The following is a 15,748-nucleotide window of genomic DNA, read 5'->3' as shown; positions in this document are numbered from 1 at the left end:
TAAAGCGTAACCGGCGCCTCAGGCGCCGGTTGTCCTTACTCCACCGCGTCCTTCGGCGATGGCCGCGGGCCGCTCTTGGCCCAGAACTTCCACCATGGCGCTTCGGCGCGCAGGTTCGGACTCGGGCGCTTGTTATCGTTGCTGGCCCAGAACTTCCACCACGCCGCATCGCCCCGCGCACCCGGATTCAGGAAATAGCTGTCCGGGTAGTTCAGCAGGAATACGCGCTGGGTATCGTCGCGCAGCAGCGGCATGCCGAGCTTGTCGTAGCTGCGCATCATGATGAACAGCGCTTCTTCGCGCGCCGGCGCATCGGTGTAGTTGGTGACCGCATCCTGGGCGCGATTGAGCGCGGCCAGATAGGAGCCGCGGCGATAGTAATAGTTCGCCACGTGCACTTCGTACTGCGCCATTGCATTGATCAGGTAGCTCATGCGCTCGATCGAATCTTGCGCATATTTACTGTTCGGGAACTTGTCGACCAGTGCCTTGAAGGCGGCAAAGGCTTCGCGCGTGGCGCGCGGGTCGCGCTCGGTCGGGTCCTGCTCATAGATGAAGCTGAAGAAGCCGAGCTGGTCGTTGAAGTTGATCAGGCCGCGCAGGTAGTACATATAGTCGACCTGGGCGTGGTTCGGGTGCAGCTTGATGAAGCGTTCAACGGCGGCCAGCGCCTCGGCCTGGTCCTGCGCCTTGTAGTGGGCGTAGGCGATCTCCATCTGGGCCTGCGTTGCGTAGACGCCAAATGGGAAGTTGGTTTCGAGCCGCTGGAACAGGGGAATTGCCGCTTCATAGTGCCCGCCGGCCATCTCCTCGCGCGCCTCAGCGTATAATTTCTCCGCCGACCAGTTTTTGGATTCGTCGGTGGGCTTCGGCAGAACACTGCATGCCGAGAGGCCGACGAGGGCGCAAGTAGCGACCAACACAGACAATTTTTTTTGCATAGCTTTTTGCAGAAAAGTTTTACCTAGATTCAACGAACGGCTGATTATAGCCGATGGGACTCCCGTGATATTACCTTCTGCGCCGGATTCGGCGGATTTACCTATTGACCCTGAGTTTGACGACGAACTGGAAGCCGGGTTCGCCCCCGCGCCCGGCATCGACCTGTCGCCGATCACGCTGGCGCTGCGCGAGGAGCATTGCGGCCAGCGACTCGACAAAGTGGTGGCCGGCCTGGTGCCCCAGTTCTCGCGCAGCCGCCTGCAGCAATGGTTCGACAGCGGCCACATCACGGTTGACGGCAAGCCCGCGCGCGGCAAGGACACCGCCTATGGCGACGAAAGCATCGTCGTCGAGCCGCAGGCGGCGCCCGAAGACACCGCATTTGCCCCCGAGCAGATGGAACTGAACATCGTCCACGAGGACGAGGACATCATCGTCATCAACAAGCCGGCCGGCCTGGTCGTGCACCCCGGCTCGGGCAACTGGAGCGGCACCCTGCTCAACGGCCTGCTGCAACACTGCCCGCAATTGGTGGGCGTGCCGCGCGCCGGCATCGTGCACCGCCTGGACAAGGATACCAGCGGCCTGATGGTGGTGGGCAAGACCCTGGCCGCCCAGACCGACCTGGTGCGCCAGTTGCAGGCGCGCACCGTCAAGCGCGAATACTTCGCGCTGGTATGGGGCACGCCGCGCGCTTCCGGCACCATCGACAGCCCGATGGGGCGCGACGCGAAAGACCGCGTCAAGATGGCGGTGTCGAACAGCCCGTTCGCCAAGCCGGCGATCACCCATTACGAGCGCGTTGTCACCGGCGAACTCGATCGCCGTCCGGTCTCGCTGGTGCGCTGCCGCCTCGAGACCGGCCGCACGCACCAGATCCGCGTCCACATGCAGTCGCTCGGCTTCGCGTTGGTGGGCGATGCGGTGTATGGCAAGCGCCACCTGACGCCGGTGTTCCACCGCCAGGCGCTGCAGGCGCGCCGCCTCGGCCTGGTGCATCCGGGCACGGGCGAGCAATGCGAATGGACCGTGCCGCTGGCCGACGATTTCGCCGCGCTGATCGCGCAGGCGGGCATCGAAGAGCCGCAGGACGGCGACTTCGGCAGCGAGATCGACGACGAGGATGACGACGACGGCGTCGTCACCTACCGCGTATGACGCCGGCAGGACTCGCCGCCGCCGACCTGGTCTGGCCCGCGTGGCCGGACTTGCCGGCGTCGGTCGGCGCGCTGGCCACCGCCCGCGACGGCGGCGTCAGCGGCGGGCCGTATGACGACGGCAGGGGCGGCGGCGGGCTGAACCTGGGCCTGCACGTGAACGATGACCCCGATGCCGTGCGCGCCAACCGCGAAGCCCTGCAAGCCTGGGTGCCGGGCCGTCCGGCCTGGATCGCCCAGGTGCATGGCGCTGCCGTGGTCGACGCGGCCACGGTGGGGCCGGACCAGCCGGTGCGCACCGGCGACGCCAGCGTCGCGACCGCGCCGGGCCTGGTGTGCGCGATCCTGACCGCCGATTGCCTGCCGGTGCTGTTCGCCGACCTCGACGGCAAGGTGGTGGGCGCGGCCCACGCCGGCTGGCGCGGGCTGGCGGGCGGCGTGCTGGGCGCCACCGTGAAGGCGATGCGTGAAGCCGGCGCCGGCGAGATCACGGCCTGGATGGGGCCGGCCATCGGTCCGGAGGCCTTCGAGGTAGGGCAGGACGTGGTGGATGCCTTCGCGGCCGCCATTCCGGGCCCGACCACGCGCGCCTGTTTCAGCGATTACCCCGGCCGTCCCGGTAAATACCTGGCCGATATGTTCACGCTGGCGCGCCTGATGCTGGCGCAGGATGGCGTCGAACGCGTCCATGGCGGCGGCCTGTGCACGGCCAGCGCGCCGGAACGCTTTTATTCCTATCGCCGCGACGGCATCACCGGCCGGCAGGCCAGCTTGATCTGGATCAAGTGACGAAGGGACGGACTGGCCGATACTGCTCAGTCGCCGTCGCCATCGCTCGCTGACGGCCCGGCGGCATCGTCCGCCGCATCCTTGTTTCCGGGTTTGTCTCGGTCTTGCGCCGCCAGTTGGCGACGCTGCCGACGCCGCTTTGCGCCAGTCAGGTAGAAAAGAATGGATAATGGCACTGCGCAATAAAAAACGAAGGTCATGATGCCGCCGACAACGGTCGGTTCGGTCGCCGCCATCAGCACGACGACGTATATCCACGCTATGGCCACGATCCACATGATGTTTTGTTTCCTGGTTGAAGAGACGAGATTCTAACAACGGATGCCTACATGAACATGCCTGACCCGCAAGCTTTTGCCGCAACCTGGTTGTCCCAATTTACCGATCCCACTGCCTGGCAGGGCTGGATGAAGATGGCGCCGATGACGCCGCCGCCTGCCGCCGCCGGCGCCAATCCGCTGGCCGGCTTCCTGAAGGATGTCGGCGCCGGCATCGATCCGGGCAAGCTGGAGTCGATCCGCGACGATTACCTCAAGAAGGGCGCCCAGCTCTGGCAAGATTTTATTTCGGGCAAGACGCCGACCCTGCATGACAAGCGCTTCTCTGCCTCGGAATGGACGGCGAATCCGATGTCGGCGTTCTCGGCCGCCTCTTACCTGTTGAATTCCGAATTCCTGCTGGCACTTGCCGATGCGGTCGAGGCCGGTCCACGCGAACGCCAGAAAATTCGTTTCGCGGTGCAGCAAATGGTTGACGCCATGTCGCCCGCCAATTTCTTTGCGACGAACCCTGAAGCGCAAAAGAAAATGATCGACACCAAGGGCGAAAGCCTGAGCAAGGGCATGGCGAATATGCTGGCCGACCTGCAGAAGGGGCGTATCTCGCAGTCGGACGAATCCGCGTTCGAAGTGGGCCGCAATGTGGGCAACACGCCGGGCCAGGTGGTCTACGAGAACGAATTGTTCCAGCTGATCCAGTACACGCCGGCCACGCCGACCGTGCGCAGCGTGCCGCTGGTCATGATCCCGCCCTGCATCAACAAGTTCTACATCCTCGACCTGCAGCCCGAGAATTCGCTGGTGCGCTATGTGGTGGAGCAGGGTAATACGGTGTTCATGGTGTCCTGGCGCAATCCCGACCGCACCCAGGCGCATCTGGGCTGGGACGATTACGTCGAGAAAGGCGCGATCCGCGCGCTCGACGTGGTCGGTGAAATCACCGGGCAAGACAAGGCCCATGTGTTCGGTTTCTGCGTCGGCGGCACCATTGCCGCCACCGCGCTGGCGGTGCTGGCCGCGCGCGGCCGCCAGCCGGCGGCCAGCCTGTCGCTGCTGACCACCTTGCTCGATTTTTCCGACACCGGCGTGCTGGACGTGTTCGTCGACGAGACCCAGGTGGCGCTGCGCGAGCAGACCCTTGGCGGCGGCGGCCTGATGCCGGGGCGCGACCTGGCGACGACCTTCTCGTCCCTGCGGCCGAACGACCTGGTGTGGAATTACGTCCAGCAGAATTACTTGAAGGGCAAGGAACCGCCGGCCTTCGACCTGCTGTACTGGAATGCCGACAGCACCAACCTGCCGGGGCCGATGTTCTGCTGGTACCTGCGCAATACCTATCTCGAAAACAAGCTCAGGAAGCCGGGGGCGCTGACCGTGTGCGGCGTGCCAGTCGACCTCGGCAAGATCGACGCGCCGGTATTCATCTATGGCTCGAAGGAAGACCATATCGTGCCATGGCAGGCGGCCTACGCCTCGATGGGGCTGCTCAATCCGAAGAACGCCAAGGCCAACCGTTTCGTGCTGGGCGCCTCCGGTCATATTGCCGGCGTCATCAATCCAGCGGCCAAGAACAAGCGCAGCTACTGGGTCAACGACAAGAGCGGCAAGGCGCGGCCGAAGAACGACGCGGCCTGGTTCGACGGCGCGGTCGAGCACAAGGGCAGCTGGTGGCCGGCCTGGGCCGGCTTCCTGGCGGAACATGGTGGGGCGGAAGTGCCGGCCCCGGCCACGCCCGGCAATGCGCAATACCCGGTGCTAGAAGCGGCGCCCGGACGCTACGTCAAGGCACGCGCCGATTGATAAGTTGACAGAAAAGCTAGCCTAGTGATTAAACTGGTAATTGCTGCACCTGCATCAATTGCGTGGTATGGTGTCTTCTGTCCCTCCATTACCGACATGGTGACGGATGGGCAGGAGACGAACCGGCCATGCCGGCGCGCACAATTCTAAGTACGTGGCTCACGAAGCCGCGGCGCAACCTATGGAACGAGAGATGAGCAGTGTGAAGAAAAGTACGGAACGCCTGATCAAGAAATACCCGAACCGTCGCCTGTACGACACGCAGACCAGTTCCTACATTACGCTGTCCGACGTCAAGCAGCTCGTGCTCGACGCGGACGAGTTCACGGTCGTCGACGCCAAGAGCAATGAAGACCTGACCCGCAGCATCCTGTTGCAAATCATCCTCGAAGAAGAAGCCAACGGCGTGCCGATGTTCTCGAGCTCGGTCCTGGCCCAGATCATCCGCTACTACGGCCATGCGATGCAGGGCATGATGGGTTCCTACCTGGAAAAGAACGTCCAGGCCTTCACCGACATCCAGAACAAATTCACCAGCAATGCCGCTGGCGCCCTCGAAGGCAAGCCGTTCAGCCCAGAGATGTGGACCCAGTTCATGAACGTGCAGGGCCCGATGATGCAGGGCATGATGAACAACTACATCGACCAGAGCAAGAACCTGTTCCTGCAGATGCAGGAACAGATGCAGAACCAGAGCAAGGCAATGTTCGGCGCGTTTCCGTTTCCGGGCATGACGCCGCCGCCGACCGACAAGAAATAAAGTCGTTGCACGAGCGGTATGCAACAGACTTAGGTTCCCGCCTTCGCGGGAAGTCGTTACCTCCAGTGGAGGTAACGACGTGCAAACGCCACGGGTCCCACTCCAGGACCCGGTTCAGGTACAATCGCGGATTGCCCAAATCCTTTGTCGTCCGCCCATGCCCGAACTCCGTCGTAATCCTTCCGCCAACTCCAGCATCGCTGCCGCCGCCAAGGCCCCGGCCATCGTCATCCCGACGCCGGCCCAGGGAGTGGCTGCGCCGAAGGTCGGCTTCGTCTCGCTCGGTTGCCCGAAGGCGCTGGTCGACTCGGAACAGATCCTGACCCAGCTGCGCGCCGAAGGCTACCAGACCGCCAAGTCGTATGACGGCGCCGACCTGGTGATCGTCAACACCTGCGGCTTCATCGACGCCGCGGTGCAGGAATCGCTCGACGCGATCGGCGAAGCGCTGGCCGAGAACGGCAAGGTGATCGTCACCGGCTGCCTGGGCGCCAAGAAGGATGCCGCGGGCGACGACATCATCACCAAGGTGCACCCGAAGGTGCTGGCCGTGACCGGCCCGCACGCCGTCACCGAGGTGATGGAATCGGTGCACCTGCACCTGCCCAAGCCGCACGACCCCTTCATCGACCTGGTGCCGGACCACGGCGTCAAGCTGACCCCGAAGCACTACGCCTACCTGAAAATCTCGGAAGGCTGCAACCACCGCTGCAGCTTCTGCATCATCCCGTCGATGCGCGGCGACCTGGTGTCGCGCCGCATCGACGAGGTGCTGCTCGAGGCCGAGAACCTGTTCAAGGCCGGCGTCAAGGAATTGCTGGTGATCTCGCAAGACACCAGCGCCTACGGCGTCGACGTCAAGTTCCGCACCGGCTTCTGGAATGGCCGCCCGATCAAGACCCACATGACGCAGCTGGTCGAGGCCCTGGGCCAGCTGGCTCGCCAGTACGACGCCTGGGTGCGCCTGCACTATGTCTATCCGTATCCGCACGTCGACCAGGCGATCCCGTTCATGGGCGACGGCCACGTGCTGCCTTACCTCGACATCCCGATGCAGCACGCGCACCCGGACGTGTTGAAGCGCATGAAGCGCCCGGCCAGCGGCGAGAAGAACCTCGAGCGCATCCTCAACTGGCGCCGCATGAATCCGGACCTGACGATCCGCTCGACCTTCATCGCCGGTTTCCCGGGCGAGACCGAGGCCGAGTTCGAGTACCTGCTCGACTTCCTGAAAGAGGCGCAGATCGACCGCCTGGGCTGCTTCGCCTATTCGCCGGTCGAAGGCGCGACTGCCAACGAGCTGGCCAATCCGGTGCCGGAAGAAGTGCGCGAAGAACGCCGTGCGCGCGTCATGCTGCTGCAGGAAGAAATCTCGGCCAAGCGCCTGCAGGCCAAGGTCGGCAAGACCCTGCGCGTGCTGGTCGACGAAGTCGGCCCGCGCGAAGCGATCGGCCGCTCGGCGGCAGATGCGCCGGAGATCGACGGCGTGGTCCACATCAAGCGACCACTGGTGCCGGGCAAAAACAAGCTCGCGGTCGGCCAGTTCGCCGACGTCGTCATCACCAAGGCCGATGCCCACGACCTGTGGGCCACGCCCGTCTGACGTTTTACCTCTAACCCGGCGCGCCAGTCACGATGAAGAAGAAGTCGATCCAGACCACCCTGATCCATAGCGACTACGTCGCGCCGAGCGGCTTCGATGCCTTCCCGCCCGGCATCCACCGCGCCTCGACGGTGCTGTTCCCGAGCACCGCTGCGATGCGCTCGACCGAGTGGCGCGACAAGCAGGCCTATACCTACGGCCTGCACGGCACACCGACCACCTTCACCCTCGAAGGCAAGCTGGCCGAGATCGAAGGCGGCAATCACTGCCTGTTGACGCCTTCGGGCCTGTCCGCGATCGCGATGGTCGATTTCGCCCTGCTCAAGAGCGGCGACGACGTGCTGCTGCCGGATAACGTCTACAACCCGAACCGCGAACTGGGTCGCTGGCTGAGCCAGGATTTCGGCGTCTCGGCGCGCTATTACGATCCGATGATCGGCGCCGGCATCGCCGCGCTGATCCAGCCGAATACCAGACTGCTGTGGACCGAGGCACCCGGTTCGGTCTCGATGGAAGTGCCGGACCTGCCGGCCCTGTGCCGGGCCGCGCACGAGCGCGGAGTGATTGTCGCGCTGGACAATACCTGGGCCGCCGGGCTGGCGCTGCGCGGCTTCGACCACGGCGTGGACATCGTCATGCATGCGCTGACCAAGTACCAGTCGGGCGGGGCTGACCTGCTGATGGGCGCCGTCATCACGCGCGACCGCGCGCTGAACGACCGCCTCGCGCAAGCCCATATGCGGCTCGGCATGGGCGTGAGCCCGGACGACGCCTACCTGGTGCAGCGCGGCCTGCCGACCATGAAGCTGCGCTTCGAGCGCCACGATGCCAGCGCGCGCACGCTCGCAGCATGGTTCAAGGCGCGGCCGGAGGTGAGCAAGGTGCTGCATCCGGCGTTCGAGGATTGTCCCGGCCACGCGCACTGGAAGCGCGATTTCAATGGCGCCGGCGGCCTGTTCTCGGTCGTGTTCGACGCGCGCTACGACGAGGCGCAAGTGGATCGCATGGTCGACGCCTTGACCCTGTTCGGCATCGGCTACAGCTGGGGCGGGCCGAACAGCCTGGTGATGCCGTACCGGATCAAGAGCCTGCGCCAGAAGTGGGAAGACCCCGGCGTGCTGGTGCGCTTCAATGTCGGTCTCGAAGAGCCGGGCGACCTGATCGCCGACCTGGAGCAGGCATTCGGACAGCTGTAAAAGACATGGGGCCAGATCGGCCCCATGCTTTTTTATACCGGCATTGCCCGGTTATTGTTCAGGTCAAGGAAGCCGCGCACCAGGCGATAGGCTTTCCACACCCAGACGACGAACCACACGACGTAGGCGAGCGGGATGAGGATGATGGTGAGGAAGAGCGCACCGCCGACGGCCATCCACACGACATACCACCAGAACGACCGGATCATCCAGGTGTGATGGCTGTGCACCATCGTGCCGGCCGTCTCGGGGCGCTTGACGTAGTTGACGATCACCGGGACGATCGACAGCATGCCGAGCGAGAAGAAGAAGGTCAGCGCGTGGACGACGTACAGGATGCGCGCCCAGTGCTTGTTGTCCTCGACGCCTCGTTCCAAAACCAGTTCTTGCGACATAGTGGCTCCTCATAAACGACGGGGACGATCCCGTATGTTGCCATTGTAGCAGCGTCGGCCTTGCCGCGGTCCGGTCGAGCTGGCCGCGATGAAGAAGGACTCAGCCTACATGTTGCTGGACCCATGCCACCAGGCGCCCGGCATCCATGGCGCCCGACTGGCGCGCGATCTCGCGCCCGCCGCGAAACAGCGCGAGGGTCGGAATGCTGCGGATGGCGAAGCGCGCCGACAGGTCCTGCGCACGTTCGGTATCGACCTTCAGCAGGCGCACCTGCGGTTCCAGGCGCTGCGCGGCCTGGGCATAGGCCGGCGCCATCATCTTGCAGGGGCCGCACCATTCGGCCCAGAAGTCGACCAGCACGGGAACGTCGTTGCGCGCGATATGGCGCTCGAAGCGTGCGCTGTCGACGTCCAGTGGACGACCGGTAAAGATGGCTTGCGAACACTTGCCGCAGGTCGGGGCATCCTGCAGCCGCGCCTGCGGCATGCGGTTGACCGCGTCGCAGTGCGGGCAGACGACGTGGAACGGGTCGCTCATGGTGGATCTCCTTCGCTTGGATCGATGACGGCATTGTAAGCGCCGGCGGGCAAGCGCGTCGCCGCCCCAGCCATGCGCCGCTGCCGGACCGACTTGCATAGAATTGTGGAAACGACACGATCACGATCCTCCGATGCCTCAATCCGAATCGCCCGGCCGCCTGCTCGTCGGCTGCGCCGGCTGGAGCCTGCCCAAGGCTTGCGCCGACGCCTTCCCCGTCGAGGGCAGCCATCTGGAACGCTATGCCGCCGTCTTTCCTACTGTAGAAATCAATTCCTCGTTCTACAAGCCGCACAAGCCGGAAACCTATGCGCGCTGGGCGGCCAGCGTGCCCGACAGCTTCCGCTTCGCCGTCAAGGTGCCGCGCGCCATGACCCACGAGGCGCGCCTGCTCGAGGTCGACGAACAACTCGACCGCTTCCAGGGCGAAGCCGGCATGCTGGGCGACAAGCTGGGCTGCCTGCTGGTGCAGTTGCCGCCGCGCTTCGGCTTCACTGACGCGCCGGCGCACGCCTTTTTCGATGGTCTGCGCCAGCGCTTCGGCTGCAGCATCGCCTTCGAGGCGCGCCACGCGAGCTGGTTTTCCGAGCCGGCCAGCGCCTTGCTGCGCGAGTGCGGCGTGATCCGCGTGATCGCCGACCCGGCGGCGGGCCAGCCGGGACCGCACGAGCCGACCAGCGAGACCGAGGTCTATGTGCGCTTGCACGGCACGCCGCGCATCTATTATTCGCGCTATCCGGCCGAGGAAGTCGCGCGCTGGCGCGCCGACTTCGATGCGCTGGTCGCGCAGGGGCGAACGGTTTGGTGTATCTTCGATAATACGGCGGAAGGCGCTTCCGTCCCCAATGCCTTGGAATTGATGCACGGATAGGTTCTGCAGGCATTTATCGATTTTGCGATACTGTTGGCATCATGGTGACCGCAACGTTTCGTTTTTATCAGGAATTGGGCGAGTTCCTGCCGCGCGACCGGCGCGGCCGCACCTTCGCCTCCGAATGCGCGCGCCAGTCGACCACCAAGCACATGATCGAGGCGCTCGGCGTGCCGCATACCGAGGTCGAGATGGTGCTGGTCAATGGTGAAGAGAGCGGTTTCGACCGGGTGCTCCTGGACGGCGACCACGTCGCCGTGTATGCGCGTTTTGAACTGCTCGAAGTCGGCCCGCAAGGTGGCCTGGCGCAGGAGCGCCTGCGCGAACGCCCGCGCGAGCGGATGCGCTTCGTCGCCGACTCGCACCTGGGCGGACTCGCGCGCCTGCTGCGCATGGCCGGCTACGACACTCTCTACGACAACCACTACCACGACGACGACGTCGAGGACCTGGCCGAGAACGACGACCGCATCGTGCTGACGCGCGACCGCGAGCTGCTCAAGCGCCGCTCGATCTTGCATGGCTGCTATATCCACGCCCTGGATCCGCCAGAACAATTGCGAGAATTGTTCGAGCGGCTGGACCTGGCCCATGGCGCGCGGCCGTTCTCGCTCTGCCTGCACTGCAATGTGGCGCTGCGCGAGGTCGACAAGGACAGCGTGGCCGAGCGCCTGCCGGCGTCGGTGCGGGCGCTGCACGACAGCTTCACCACCTGCGACAACTGCCTGCGGGTCTATTGGAAGGGTTCGCACTACAAGCGCATGGCCCAGTTGCTGGCGGCGGTCGCGCAGCGCCGGGAAGGCGCCCTGGACGACTTTGCCGATGTAGAATCGCTGGAAGAAACCGACTTCCGTCCGAACGCGTGACTACTCCTGCCGCAGCTTCACCCTTGCCGCCGGCGGCGATCGCCGACATGCCCCTGCGGGTCGAATGTCCGCCGGGCGCCTGCGTCTGCGAGCGTGAAAAGGTGCTGGCCGATCCGGCGGCCGACCAGCGGCCGCTCCTGATCACGCGCCAGCAAGAGCAGAAGCTGATCGATCGCATCGGGCGCATCGACAGTCACGCCGACCTGCGGCATGTGCAAAGCCTGATCCACAAGAATACCGGCGCCGAACTGCGCATCGCGCCCGGGCCCAATGAAGTGCGCACCGTGCGCGGCATCCTGGTTGTGCTCGAGGAGCGGCCGGGGCTGTGCAAGAAGCTGCGCCAGTCGGTGCCGGCGGCGATCCGGCGCCGCCTGGCCGAGCGGCCCGAAATTGCCTGGGCCATCCTCGATGAGCAGGGACTGTTCGGCGCCGGCTGACTTTGCGTGTTTTGCGGCGCGAGGGCGACGCGCACATGAATCTTCCGGCTCTTATACAATCGATGACAGAGCGGCAATCGCCGCCTGTGAACCGTCGTGCGGCGCCGGCGCCGCGCGCAGCATCCTGGAGGATCCCATGTCGGGCTTTAGCATCAATATCGAAGAAAAAACGCTCGCCGGAAACAACTTCCGCGAAGTGCTCTATACCACCAAGCGCAGCCAGCTGGTCATCATGACCTTGCAGCCGGGCGAAGAGATCGGCCTGGAACACCACGATGGCCACGACCAGTTCATCCGCGTCGAGGCGGGCGAGGGCGTGGCGCTGCTGGATGGCGAAGAACACAAGCTGGAAGATGGCGTGGCCGTCGTGATTCCGGCCGGGACCGAGCATAACGTCATCAATACCTCGAAGACCGAGCCGATGCGCCTGTACACGCTGTACACGCCGCCGGAACATCCGGATGGCATCGTGCATGCCACCAAGGCCGAGGCGGACGAGTACGAGCGTCAGCACGGGCATTGAACTACCGCGCGGCGTCTTCACTCATGCAGATCCATACGGAGCCGGTCGATGAATGAAGTACTCGTGGCGACCCTTGTGTCGTTCGAAGAAGACGCCGCGCTGGTGACGCTGGCATTCGCCGCCGATGAAGGACAAAGCGCGCAATACCTGATGCTGCAATACTCGCTGCAAACGGACGAGCAAGACAGGCGTCTTCACCTGGACGGCCTGTATATCGAACGGAACGACCAGGCGTTCGGGTGCTATCGCGGTGTCGCGTCCATCAGGCGAATCGGCGATCGTATCGACATCGTTCTGAATGCCGAGGGCAAACGCAGATTGAAAGCAGAAACTATTGCCGTCTCTCCTGTGAATTGGAGTCCAGCGATCGACCAGGGACTTGCACGGCTCGCCGAATTGTCACGCGGCGAATATGATGTCGAGGCTTGAGGACGCGCCAAGTATCCGCTTCGCCCCGGCGTTTGCCGATCCAGGCCAGCGTCCAGAAGGTTTGGCGGAGCCTGCTCGATAGCCTGGGTCAGGCCGATTGGGCTGGCTTCTCGGGGGGGGGGGCAGGCAAAAAAGAAGCCGGCATCAGCCGGCTTCGCTCTTACCAGCCATACGGCCAGCGCGTCCCGATATGTCCACCCCATCCGCGGCCGCGGTGTCCGCGCCAGCTGCTGCGACCGAAATCGAAGCCCAGACCGATCGAGATCGGCGGATACCAGTAGCGCGGCTGTTCCACATACACCGGTTGCGGTACGTACACTGGCTGCTGTTGCACCCACGCCGGTTGCTGCTGTACGACAACTGGCTGCTGGGTGCGGTACACCGGCGTGACTGACGTGGTCGTCCAGCCCGTGGACGGTGACGAGGTGGCGATCGGCGTCGACGTCACGACACCGGCCTTGCCCGATGCGGCCACCTGGGCGCCAGTGCCGACCGGTACCGGGGTCACGGACACAACCCGCCACTGGCTTGGGTCGGACGGTTGATTGTGGGTGTACGTCGGGCCTGGCGCGGCACAGCCGGCCAGCAGGCCCAGCGCCCCGAGAATGATGGCGATATTTTTCATGGCGGTTCTCCTGATATTGCCATCATACGGATTGCCAGGCCGGTTTGCAGGGGAATTACACCTCGTTACATTGCGCTGCGCTCTTGCCCCCATTACAGCACAGGCACCATCAGCTGAATCCGCCCATCAGCGACCACAGCGCCGGCAAGGGCACCGCTTCGGCCAGCGCCTCATAGCCGGCGTCGTTCGGATGCAGGCGATCGCCGCTATCGTACTCGGCGCGCAGCCGTTGCGGTACCGCGGGATCGCGCAGGGCCAGGTCGACGTCGGCCAGCAGGTCGAATGGTAGCGCGCTGCGCATCCAGGCGTTGACGGCCTGCCGCACCGCTTCGCGCGCCGGCGTGTAATAGACGAAGCCGTCAAATGGCGGCAAGGTCGCCCCCAGCACCGGGATGCCGTGAAGATGGGCGCGCGTCAGCAGTTGCAGGTAGCCGGCGATGAGTTCGTCGGCCGGGATCGGCGCCGACGGCGGGCTGTAGACGATGTCATTGATGCCGATCAGCACCGCCAGGCCGCGCACGCCGGCGGTGGACAGCACGTCGCGGTCGAAGCGCTCCAGCAGGTCGTTGCCCGCCAACAGCGCGGTAGCCGTGTCGGCCAGCATGCGGTTGGCCGAGATGCCGCGGTTGACGACGCCGATGCGGTCGTTGCCGAGCTCGGCCTGGAAGCGGCGCGCCAGGAAGTCGGGCCAGCGCCGGTTGCCGTTGGAGGTGCTGCCGACGCCATCGGTGACCGAATCGCCCACCGCCACCAGCACCGGCGCGGCGCGGTCGACGTCGACTTCGGTGAGGAAGGGCCAGGAGGCGAAGGCGCGCTGGATCGGCAGCGAGGCCTGCGCGCCGAAGTCGCCCGTGGTCGACGCATAGCTGGCCTGGTAGGCGGCGTTGTGGATCGTGGTGGCCTGTACCGTGCCGGGAAAGTACAGGCTGATGGCCAGGTCGGTGAACGGCGCGACCGGCAGCGACACCGGATCGGACACCACCGGCGCGCCGGCCGGGATGGCCACGCTGGTGCGGCCGCTGAAGGTCAGCTGGCGGCTGGTGCCGGCGGTGACGACGGCCCCGCCGGCGCGCAGGCCGACGCGGGCGCTGCCGAGCCGCAGTTCGGTGTCGCCCATCTCGTTCGAGAGCCGGATGCGGATGCGGTTTCCGCCCAGGCTGGTGCGCACGATCAGGCGCAAGGTCTGGTTGGTGAAGGTCTGCAGCGAGGCCGGTGGCGGCGGGCCGGCCGGCGCACAGCCCCAGCCCGCACTCCAGCGCTCCGGCACCCCGGTCTGGGCCTTGACGTCGGCGCCAGTTGCGCCCAGCGCGCCGGCCAGGACCGGGGCCGCGAGCAGGACGCGTCGTCGGCCCCGGTCGACGCGGGCGTCGTCGTGCGCATGCGAGGGAGAGGGGCTGGCAGGGGAATCGGAGACACAGAAATCCGTGCTGGACATGGCGGGCTCCTGAAGAAGGTCCTGGAGAGTGGGGCGCGCTCGGGTTCGGGCGCCAATCCAAGATATCGCGGAGCGCCGGCCGCGCGGGTCCTGTCGCGCACATCTTTTGCGCTGTGTCGTGCGGATTTCTGATGGGAAGGATTGCCAATTCTAAAAATCAGCGGATGCCCAGGAAGGGCGGTGCGGCAAACGCCGTAAAACCATGGCGCCGGCTATGCTGCCGGCGTCTTTACCACGATCGTTGTCAGGCCAGGATGGCCAGCAGCCCGTCCAGGCCCGAGAAATTGAGGGCGACGTTCGCCTGCTCGCGCACCACCGGCTTGGCGCGGAAGGCCACCGACAGGCCGGCGATGCCCATCATTTTCAGGTCATTGGCGCCGTCGCCCATGACGATCGCCTGCGATGGATCGATCCCGAGTTCGGCGCACACGCGCTGCACGGTGCGCTTCTTTTCCTCGGCATCGACGATGCCGCCCAGCACCCGGCCAGTCAGCTTGCCGTCGACGACTTCCAGCACGTTGGCGTGGGTGGTGTCCAGCCCCAGGCGCGGCTTGAGGCGGTCGGTGAAGAAGGTGAAGCCGCCCGATACCAGCAGCGTCTTGAGACCGGCCGCCTGCACGGCCTTGAGCATCGCTTCTCCGCCCATCGAGATGCGCAGGCGCTCGTCGTAGACGCGCTGCAGCGCGCTCGCTTCCAGGCCTTCGAGCAGGGCCACGCGCCGGTTCAGACTTTCGGAAAAATCGAGCTCGCCGCGCATGGCCGCCTCGGTGATCGCCGCCACCTGCGGCTTGAGGCCCTGCATGTCGGCGATCTCGTCGATGCACTCGATCGTGATCAGGGTCGAATCCATGTCCATCGCCACCAGCCTGAAGTCGGACAGCCGGCGGCCGGCCGCGATGAAGGTGGCGTCGACGCCGGCCTCGAAGGCGGCGGCGTCGACTTCCTGCTTGAGCGCGGCGCCGTAGGCCACGCCTTCGGCGCGCAGCGCATGCTCGCCCAGCGGAATGACCGCTTGCGGATTGGCCAGGCGCGCCAGGCGTTGGAGGGTTTCTAGGTCAGCCTGCGGTCCTTGCAGCACCAGGTTCGTGGTCATGAATATCGTTC

18 protein-coding genes are annotated in these 15,748 nt (G+C 65.1%); 11 read left to right on the top strand and 7 right to left on the bottom strand.

All coding sequences use genetic code 11. The features are described from left to right. Positions 1-35: 35 nt before the first annotated feature. Complete coding sequence (locus tag Q9246_RS23460; RefSeq protein ID WP_306393509.1) at positions 36-941, bottom strand: outer membrane protein assembly factor BamD; 906 nt, start codon at positions 939-941, stop codon at positions 36-38. Between the two features lie 64 nt (positions 942-1,005). Between Q9246_RS23460 and Q9246_RS23455 the strand changes: the two genes are divergently transcribed. Together Q9246_RS23455 and pgeF are read left to right on the top strand one after the other, a co-directional pair. Further along, positions 1,006-2,100, top strand: a complete 1,095-nt coding sequence (locus Q9246_RS23455) for an RluA family pseudouridine synthase (protein WP_306393508.1) — start codon at positions 1,006-1,008, stop codon at positions 2,098-2,100. Next, positions 2,097-2,888, top strand: a complete 792-nt coding sequence (gene pgeF / locus Q9246_RS23450) for a peptidoglycan editing factor PgeF (RefSeq protein ID WP_306393506.1) — start codon at positions 2,097-2,099, stop codon at positions 2,886-2,888. Before Q9246_RS23455 ends, pgeF begins: the two co-directional genes overlap by 4 nt. Before the next feature lie 26 nt (positions 2,889-2,914). Here pgeF and Q9246_RS23445 read toward each other — a convergent pair whose 3' ends face one another. After that, complete coding sequence (locus tag Q9246_RS23445) at positions 2,915-3,166, bottom strand: hypothetical protein (protein ID WP_306393504.1); 252 nt, start codon at positions 3,164-3,166, stop codon at positions 2,915-2,917. Positions 3,167-3,217: 51 nt separating this feature from the next. On the opposite strand from Q9246_RS23445, the gene phaC reads away from it, so the two are divergent. The 4 genes from phaC to Q9246_RS23425 all read left to right on the top strand — a co-directional run bounded on the left by phaC (position 3,218) and on the right by Q9246_RS23425 (position 8,525). After that, entirely contained in the window at positions 3,218-4,966 is a 1,749-nt protein-coding gene (gene phaC, locus Q9246_RS23440; RefSeq protein ID WP_306393502.1) for a class I poly(R)-hydroxyalkanoic acid synthase, read from the top strand. A gap of 193 nt (positions 4,967-5,159) precedes the next feature. Continuing rightward, on the top strand, positions 5,160-5,726 hold the full coding sequence (gene phaR / locus Q9246_RS23435) for a polyhydroxyalkanoate synthesis repressor PhaR (RefSeq protein WP_306393500.1): 567 nt from the start codon (positions 5,160-5,162) through the stop codon (positions 5,724-5,726). 157 nt (positions 5,727-5,883) lie between these two features. Next, on the top strand, positions 5,884-7,329 hold the full coding sequence (gene rimO, locus Q9246_RS23430) for a 30S ribosomal protein S12 methylthiotransferase RimO (protein WP_306393499.1): 1,446 nt from the start codon (positions 5,884-5,886) through the stop codon (positions 7,327-7,329). Between the two features lie 32 nt (positions 7,330-7,361). Then, on the top strand, positions 7,362-8,525 hold the full coding sequence (locus tag Q9246_RS23425) for a cystathionine beta-lyase (protein WP_306393497.1): 1,164 nt from the start codon (positions 7,362-7,364) through the stop codon (positions 8,523-8,525). A gap of 32 nt (positions 8,526-8,557) precedes the next feature. On the opposite strand, the gene Q9246_RS23420 is transcribed toward Q9246_RS23425, so the two are convergent. Beyond that, complete coding sequence (locus Q9246_RS23420; protein ID WP_306393496.1) at positions 8,558-8,920, bottom strand: DUF4870 family protein; 363 nt, start codon at positions 8,918-8,920, stop codon at positions 8,558-8,560. Between the two features lie 100 nt (positions 8,921-9,020). Next, positions 9,021-9,458 carry a thioredoxin TrxC gene (trxC, locus tag Q9246_RS23415; RefSeq protein ID WP_306393493.1) on the bottom strand — a complete coding sequence of 146 codons (438 nt, stop codon included), beginning with the start codon at positions 9,456-9,458 and terminating at the stop codon, positions 9,021-9,023. Between the two features lie 133 nt (positions 9,459-9,591). Between trxC and Q9246_RS23410 the strand changes: the two genes are divergently transcribed. The 5 genes from Q9246_RS23410 to Q9246_RS23390 all read left to right on the top strand — a co-directional run bounded on the left by Q9246_RS23410 (position 9,592) and on the right by Q9246_RS23390 (position 12,584). Next, positions 9,592-10,329 carry a DUF72 domain-containing protein gene (locus tag Q9246_RS23410; RefSeq protein WP_306393492.1) on the top strand — a complete coding sequence of 246 codons (738 nt, stop codon included), beginning with the start codon at positions 9,592-9,594 and terminating at the stop codon, positions 10,327-10,329. 41 nt (positions 10,330-10,370) lie between these two features. Further along, the gene (locus Q9246_RS23405) at positions 10,371-11,195 is read left to right on the top strand and encodes a Mut7-C RNAse domain-containing protein (protein ID WP_306393490.1); all 825 of its coding nucleotides are present in this window, start codon (positions 10,371-10,373) and stop codon (positions 11,193-11,195) included. A gap of 47 nt (positions 11,196-11,242) precedes the next feature. Continuing rightward, positions 11,243-11,632: a hypothetical protein gene (locus Q9246_RS23400; RefSeq protein ID WP_306398246.1), complete on the top strand. Its 390-nt coding sequence runs from the start codon at positions 11,243-11,245 to the stop codon at positions 11,630-11,632. A gap of 136 nt (positions 11,633-11,768) precedes the next feature. Continuing rightward, a complete protein-coding gene (locus Q9246_RS23395) occupies positions 11,769-12,155 on the top strand; it encodes a cupin domain-containing protein (protein WP_306393488.1) in 387 nt (128 codons plus the stop codon). Positions 12,156-12,203: 48 nt separating this feature from the next. Beyond that, the gene (locus tag Q9246_RS23390; RefSeq protein WP_306393487.1) at positions 12,204-12,584 is read left to right on the top strand and encodes an Imm10 family immunity protein; all 381 of its coding nucleotides are present in this window, start codon (positions 12,204-12,206) and stop codon (positions 12,582-12,584) included. A gap of 160 nt (positions 12,585-12,744) precedes the next feature. Here Q9246_RS23390 and Q9246_RS23385 read toward each other — a convergent pair whose 3' ends face one another. From Q9246_RS23385 to serB, 3 genes are all read right to left on the bottom strand, one after another. Continuing rightward, positions 12,745-13,209, bottom strand: a complete 465-nt coding sequence (locus Q9246_RS23385) for a hypothetical protein (protein WP_306393486.1) — start codon at positions 13,207-13,209, stop codon at positions 12,745-12,747. Positions 13,210-13,318: 109 nt separating this feature from the next. Continuing rightward, positions 13,319-14,644 (bottom strand): SGNH/GDSL hydrolase family protein, encoded by a 1,326-nt coding sequence (locus tag Q9246_RS23380; RefSeq protein WP_306393484.1) that lies wholly within the window; start codon positions 14,642-14,644, stop codon positions 13,319-13,321. Between the two features lie 244 nt (positions 14,645-14,888). After that, a complete protein-coding gene (gene serB, locus Q9246_RS23375; protein ID WP_306393482.1) occupies positions 14,889-15,737 on the bottom strand; it encodes a phosphoserine phosphatase SerB in 849 nt (282 codons plus the stop codon). Positions 15,738-15,748: the final 11 nt, after the last annotated feature.

Origin of the sequence: Telluria beijingensis (assembly GCF_030770395.1) — a bacterium.
Taxonomy (GTDB): domain Bacteria; phylum Pseudomonadota; class Gammaproteobacteria; order Burkholderiales; family Burkholderiaceae_D; genus Telluria; species Telluria beijingensis.
This window is presented reverse-complemented; position numbering and strand designations above follow the sequence as displayed.

Bases quoted from the DNA above. Each gene is read 5' to 3' on its own strand.
- Q9246_RS23400 (WP_306398246.1), top strand. From the start codon at position 11,243: ATGCCCCTGCGGGTCGAATGTCCGCCGGGCGCCTGCGTCTGCGAGCGT.
- rimO (WP_306393499.1), top strand. From the start codon at position 5,884: ATGCCCGAACTCCGTCGTAATCCTTCCGCCAACTCCAGCATCGCTGCC.
- pgeF (WP_306393506.1), top strand. From the start codon at position 2,097: ATGACGCCGGCAGGACTCGCCGCCGCCGACCTGGTCTGGCCCGCGTGG.
- phaC (WP_306393502.1), top strand. From the start codon at position 3,218: ATGAACATGCCTGACCCGCAAGCTTTTGCCGCAACCTGGTTGTCCCAA.
- Q9246_RS23445 (WP_306393504.1), bottom strand. From the start codon at position 3,166: ATGTGGATCGTGGCCATAGCGTGGATATACGTCGTCGTGCTGATGGCG.
- Q9246_RS23390 (WP_306393487.1), top strand. From the start codon at position 12,204: ATGAATGAAGTACTCGTGGCGACCCTTGTGTCGTTCGAAGAAGACGCC.
- Q9246_RS23460 (WP_306393509.1), bottom strand. From the start codon at position 941: ATGCAAAAAAAATTGTCTGTGTTGGTCGCTACTTGCGCCCTCGTCGGC.
- Q9246_RS23420 (WP_306393496.1), bottom strand. From the start codon at position 8,920: ATGTCGCAAGAACTGGTTTTGGAACGAGGCGTCGAGGACAACAAGCAC.
- serB (WP_306393482.1), bottom strand. From the start codon at position 15,737: ATGACCACGAACCTGGTGCTGCAAGGACCGCAGGCTGACCTAGAAACC.
- Q9246_RS23395 (WP_306393488.1), top strand. From the start codon at position 11,769: ATGTCGGGCTTTAGCATCAATATCGAAGAAAAAACGCTCGCCGGAAAC.
- Q9246_RS23425 (WP_306393497.1), top strand. From the start codon at position 7,362: ATGAAGAAGAAGTCGATCCAGACCACCCTGATCCATAGCGACTACGTC.
- Q9246_RS23405 (WP_306393490.1), top strand. From the start codon at position 10,371: ATGGTGACCGCAACGTTTCGTTTTTATCAGGAATTGGGCGAGTTCCTG.
- Q9246_RS23380 (WP_306393484.1), bottom strand. From the start codon at position 14,644: ATGTCCAGCACGGATTTCTGTGTCTCCGATTCCCCTGCCAGCCCCTCT.
- Q9246_RS23385 (WP_306393486.1), bottom strand. From the start codon at position 13,209: ATGAAAAATATCGCCATCATTCTCGGGGCGCTGGGCCTGCTGGCCGGC.
- Q9246_RS23410 (WP_306393492.1), top strand. From the start codon at position 9,592: ATGCCTCAATCCGAATCGCCCGGCCGCCTGCTCGTCGGCTGCGCCGGC.
- trxC (WP_306393493.1), bottom strand. From the start codon at position 9,458: ATGAGCGACCCGTTCCACGTCGTCTGCCCGCACTGCGACGCGGTCAAC.
- phaR (WP_306393500.1), top strand. From the start codon at position 5,160: ATGAGCAGTGTGAAGAAAAGTACGGAACGCCTGATCAAGAAATACCCG.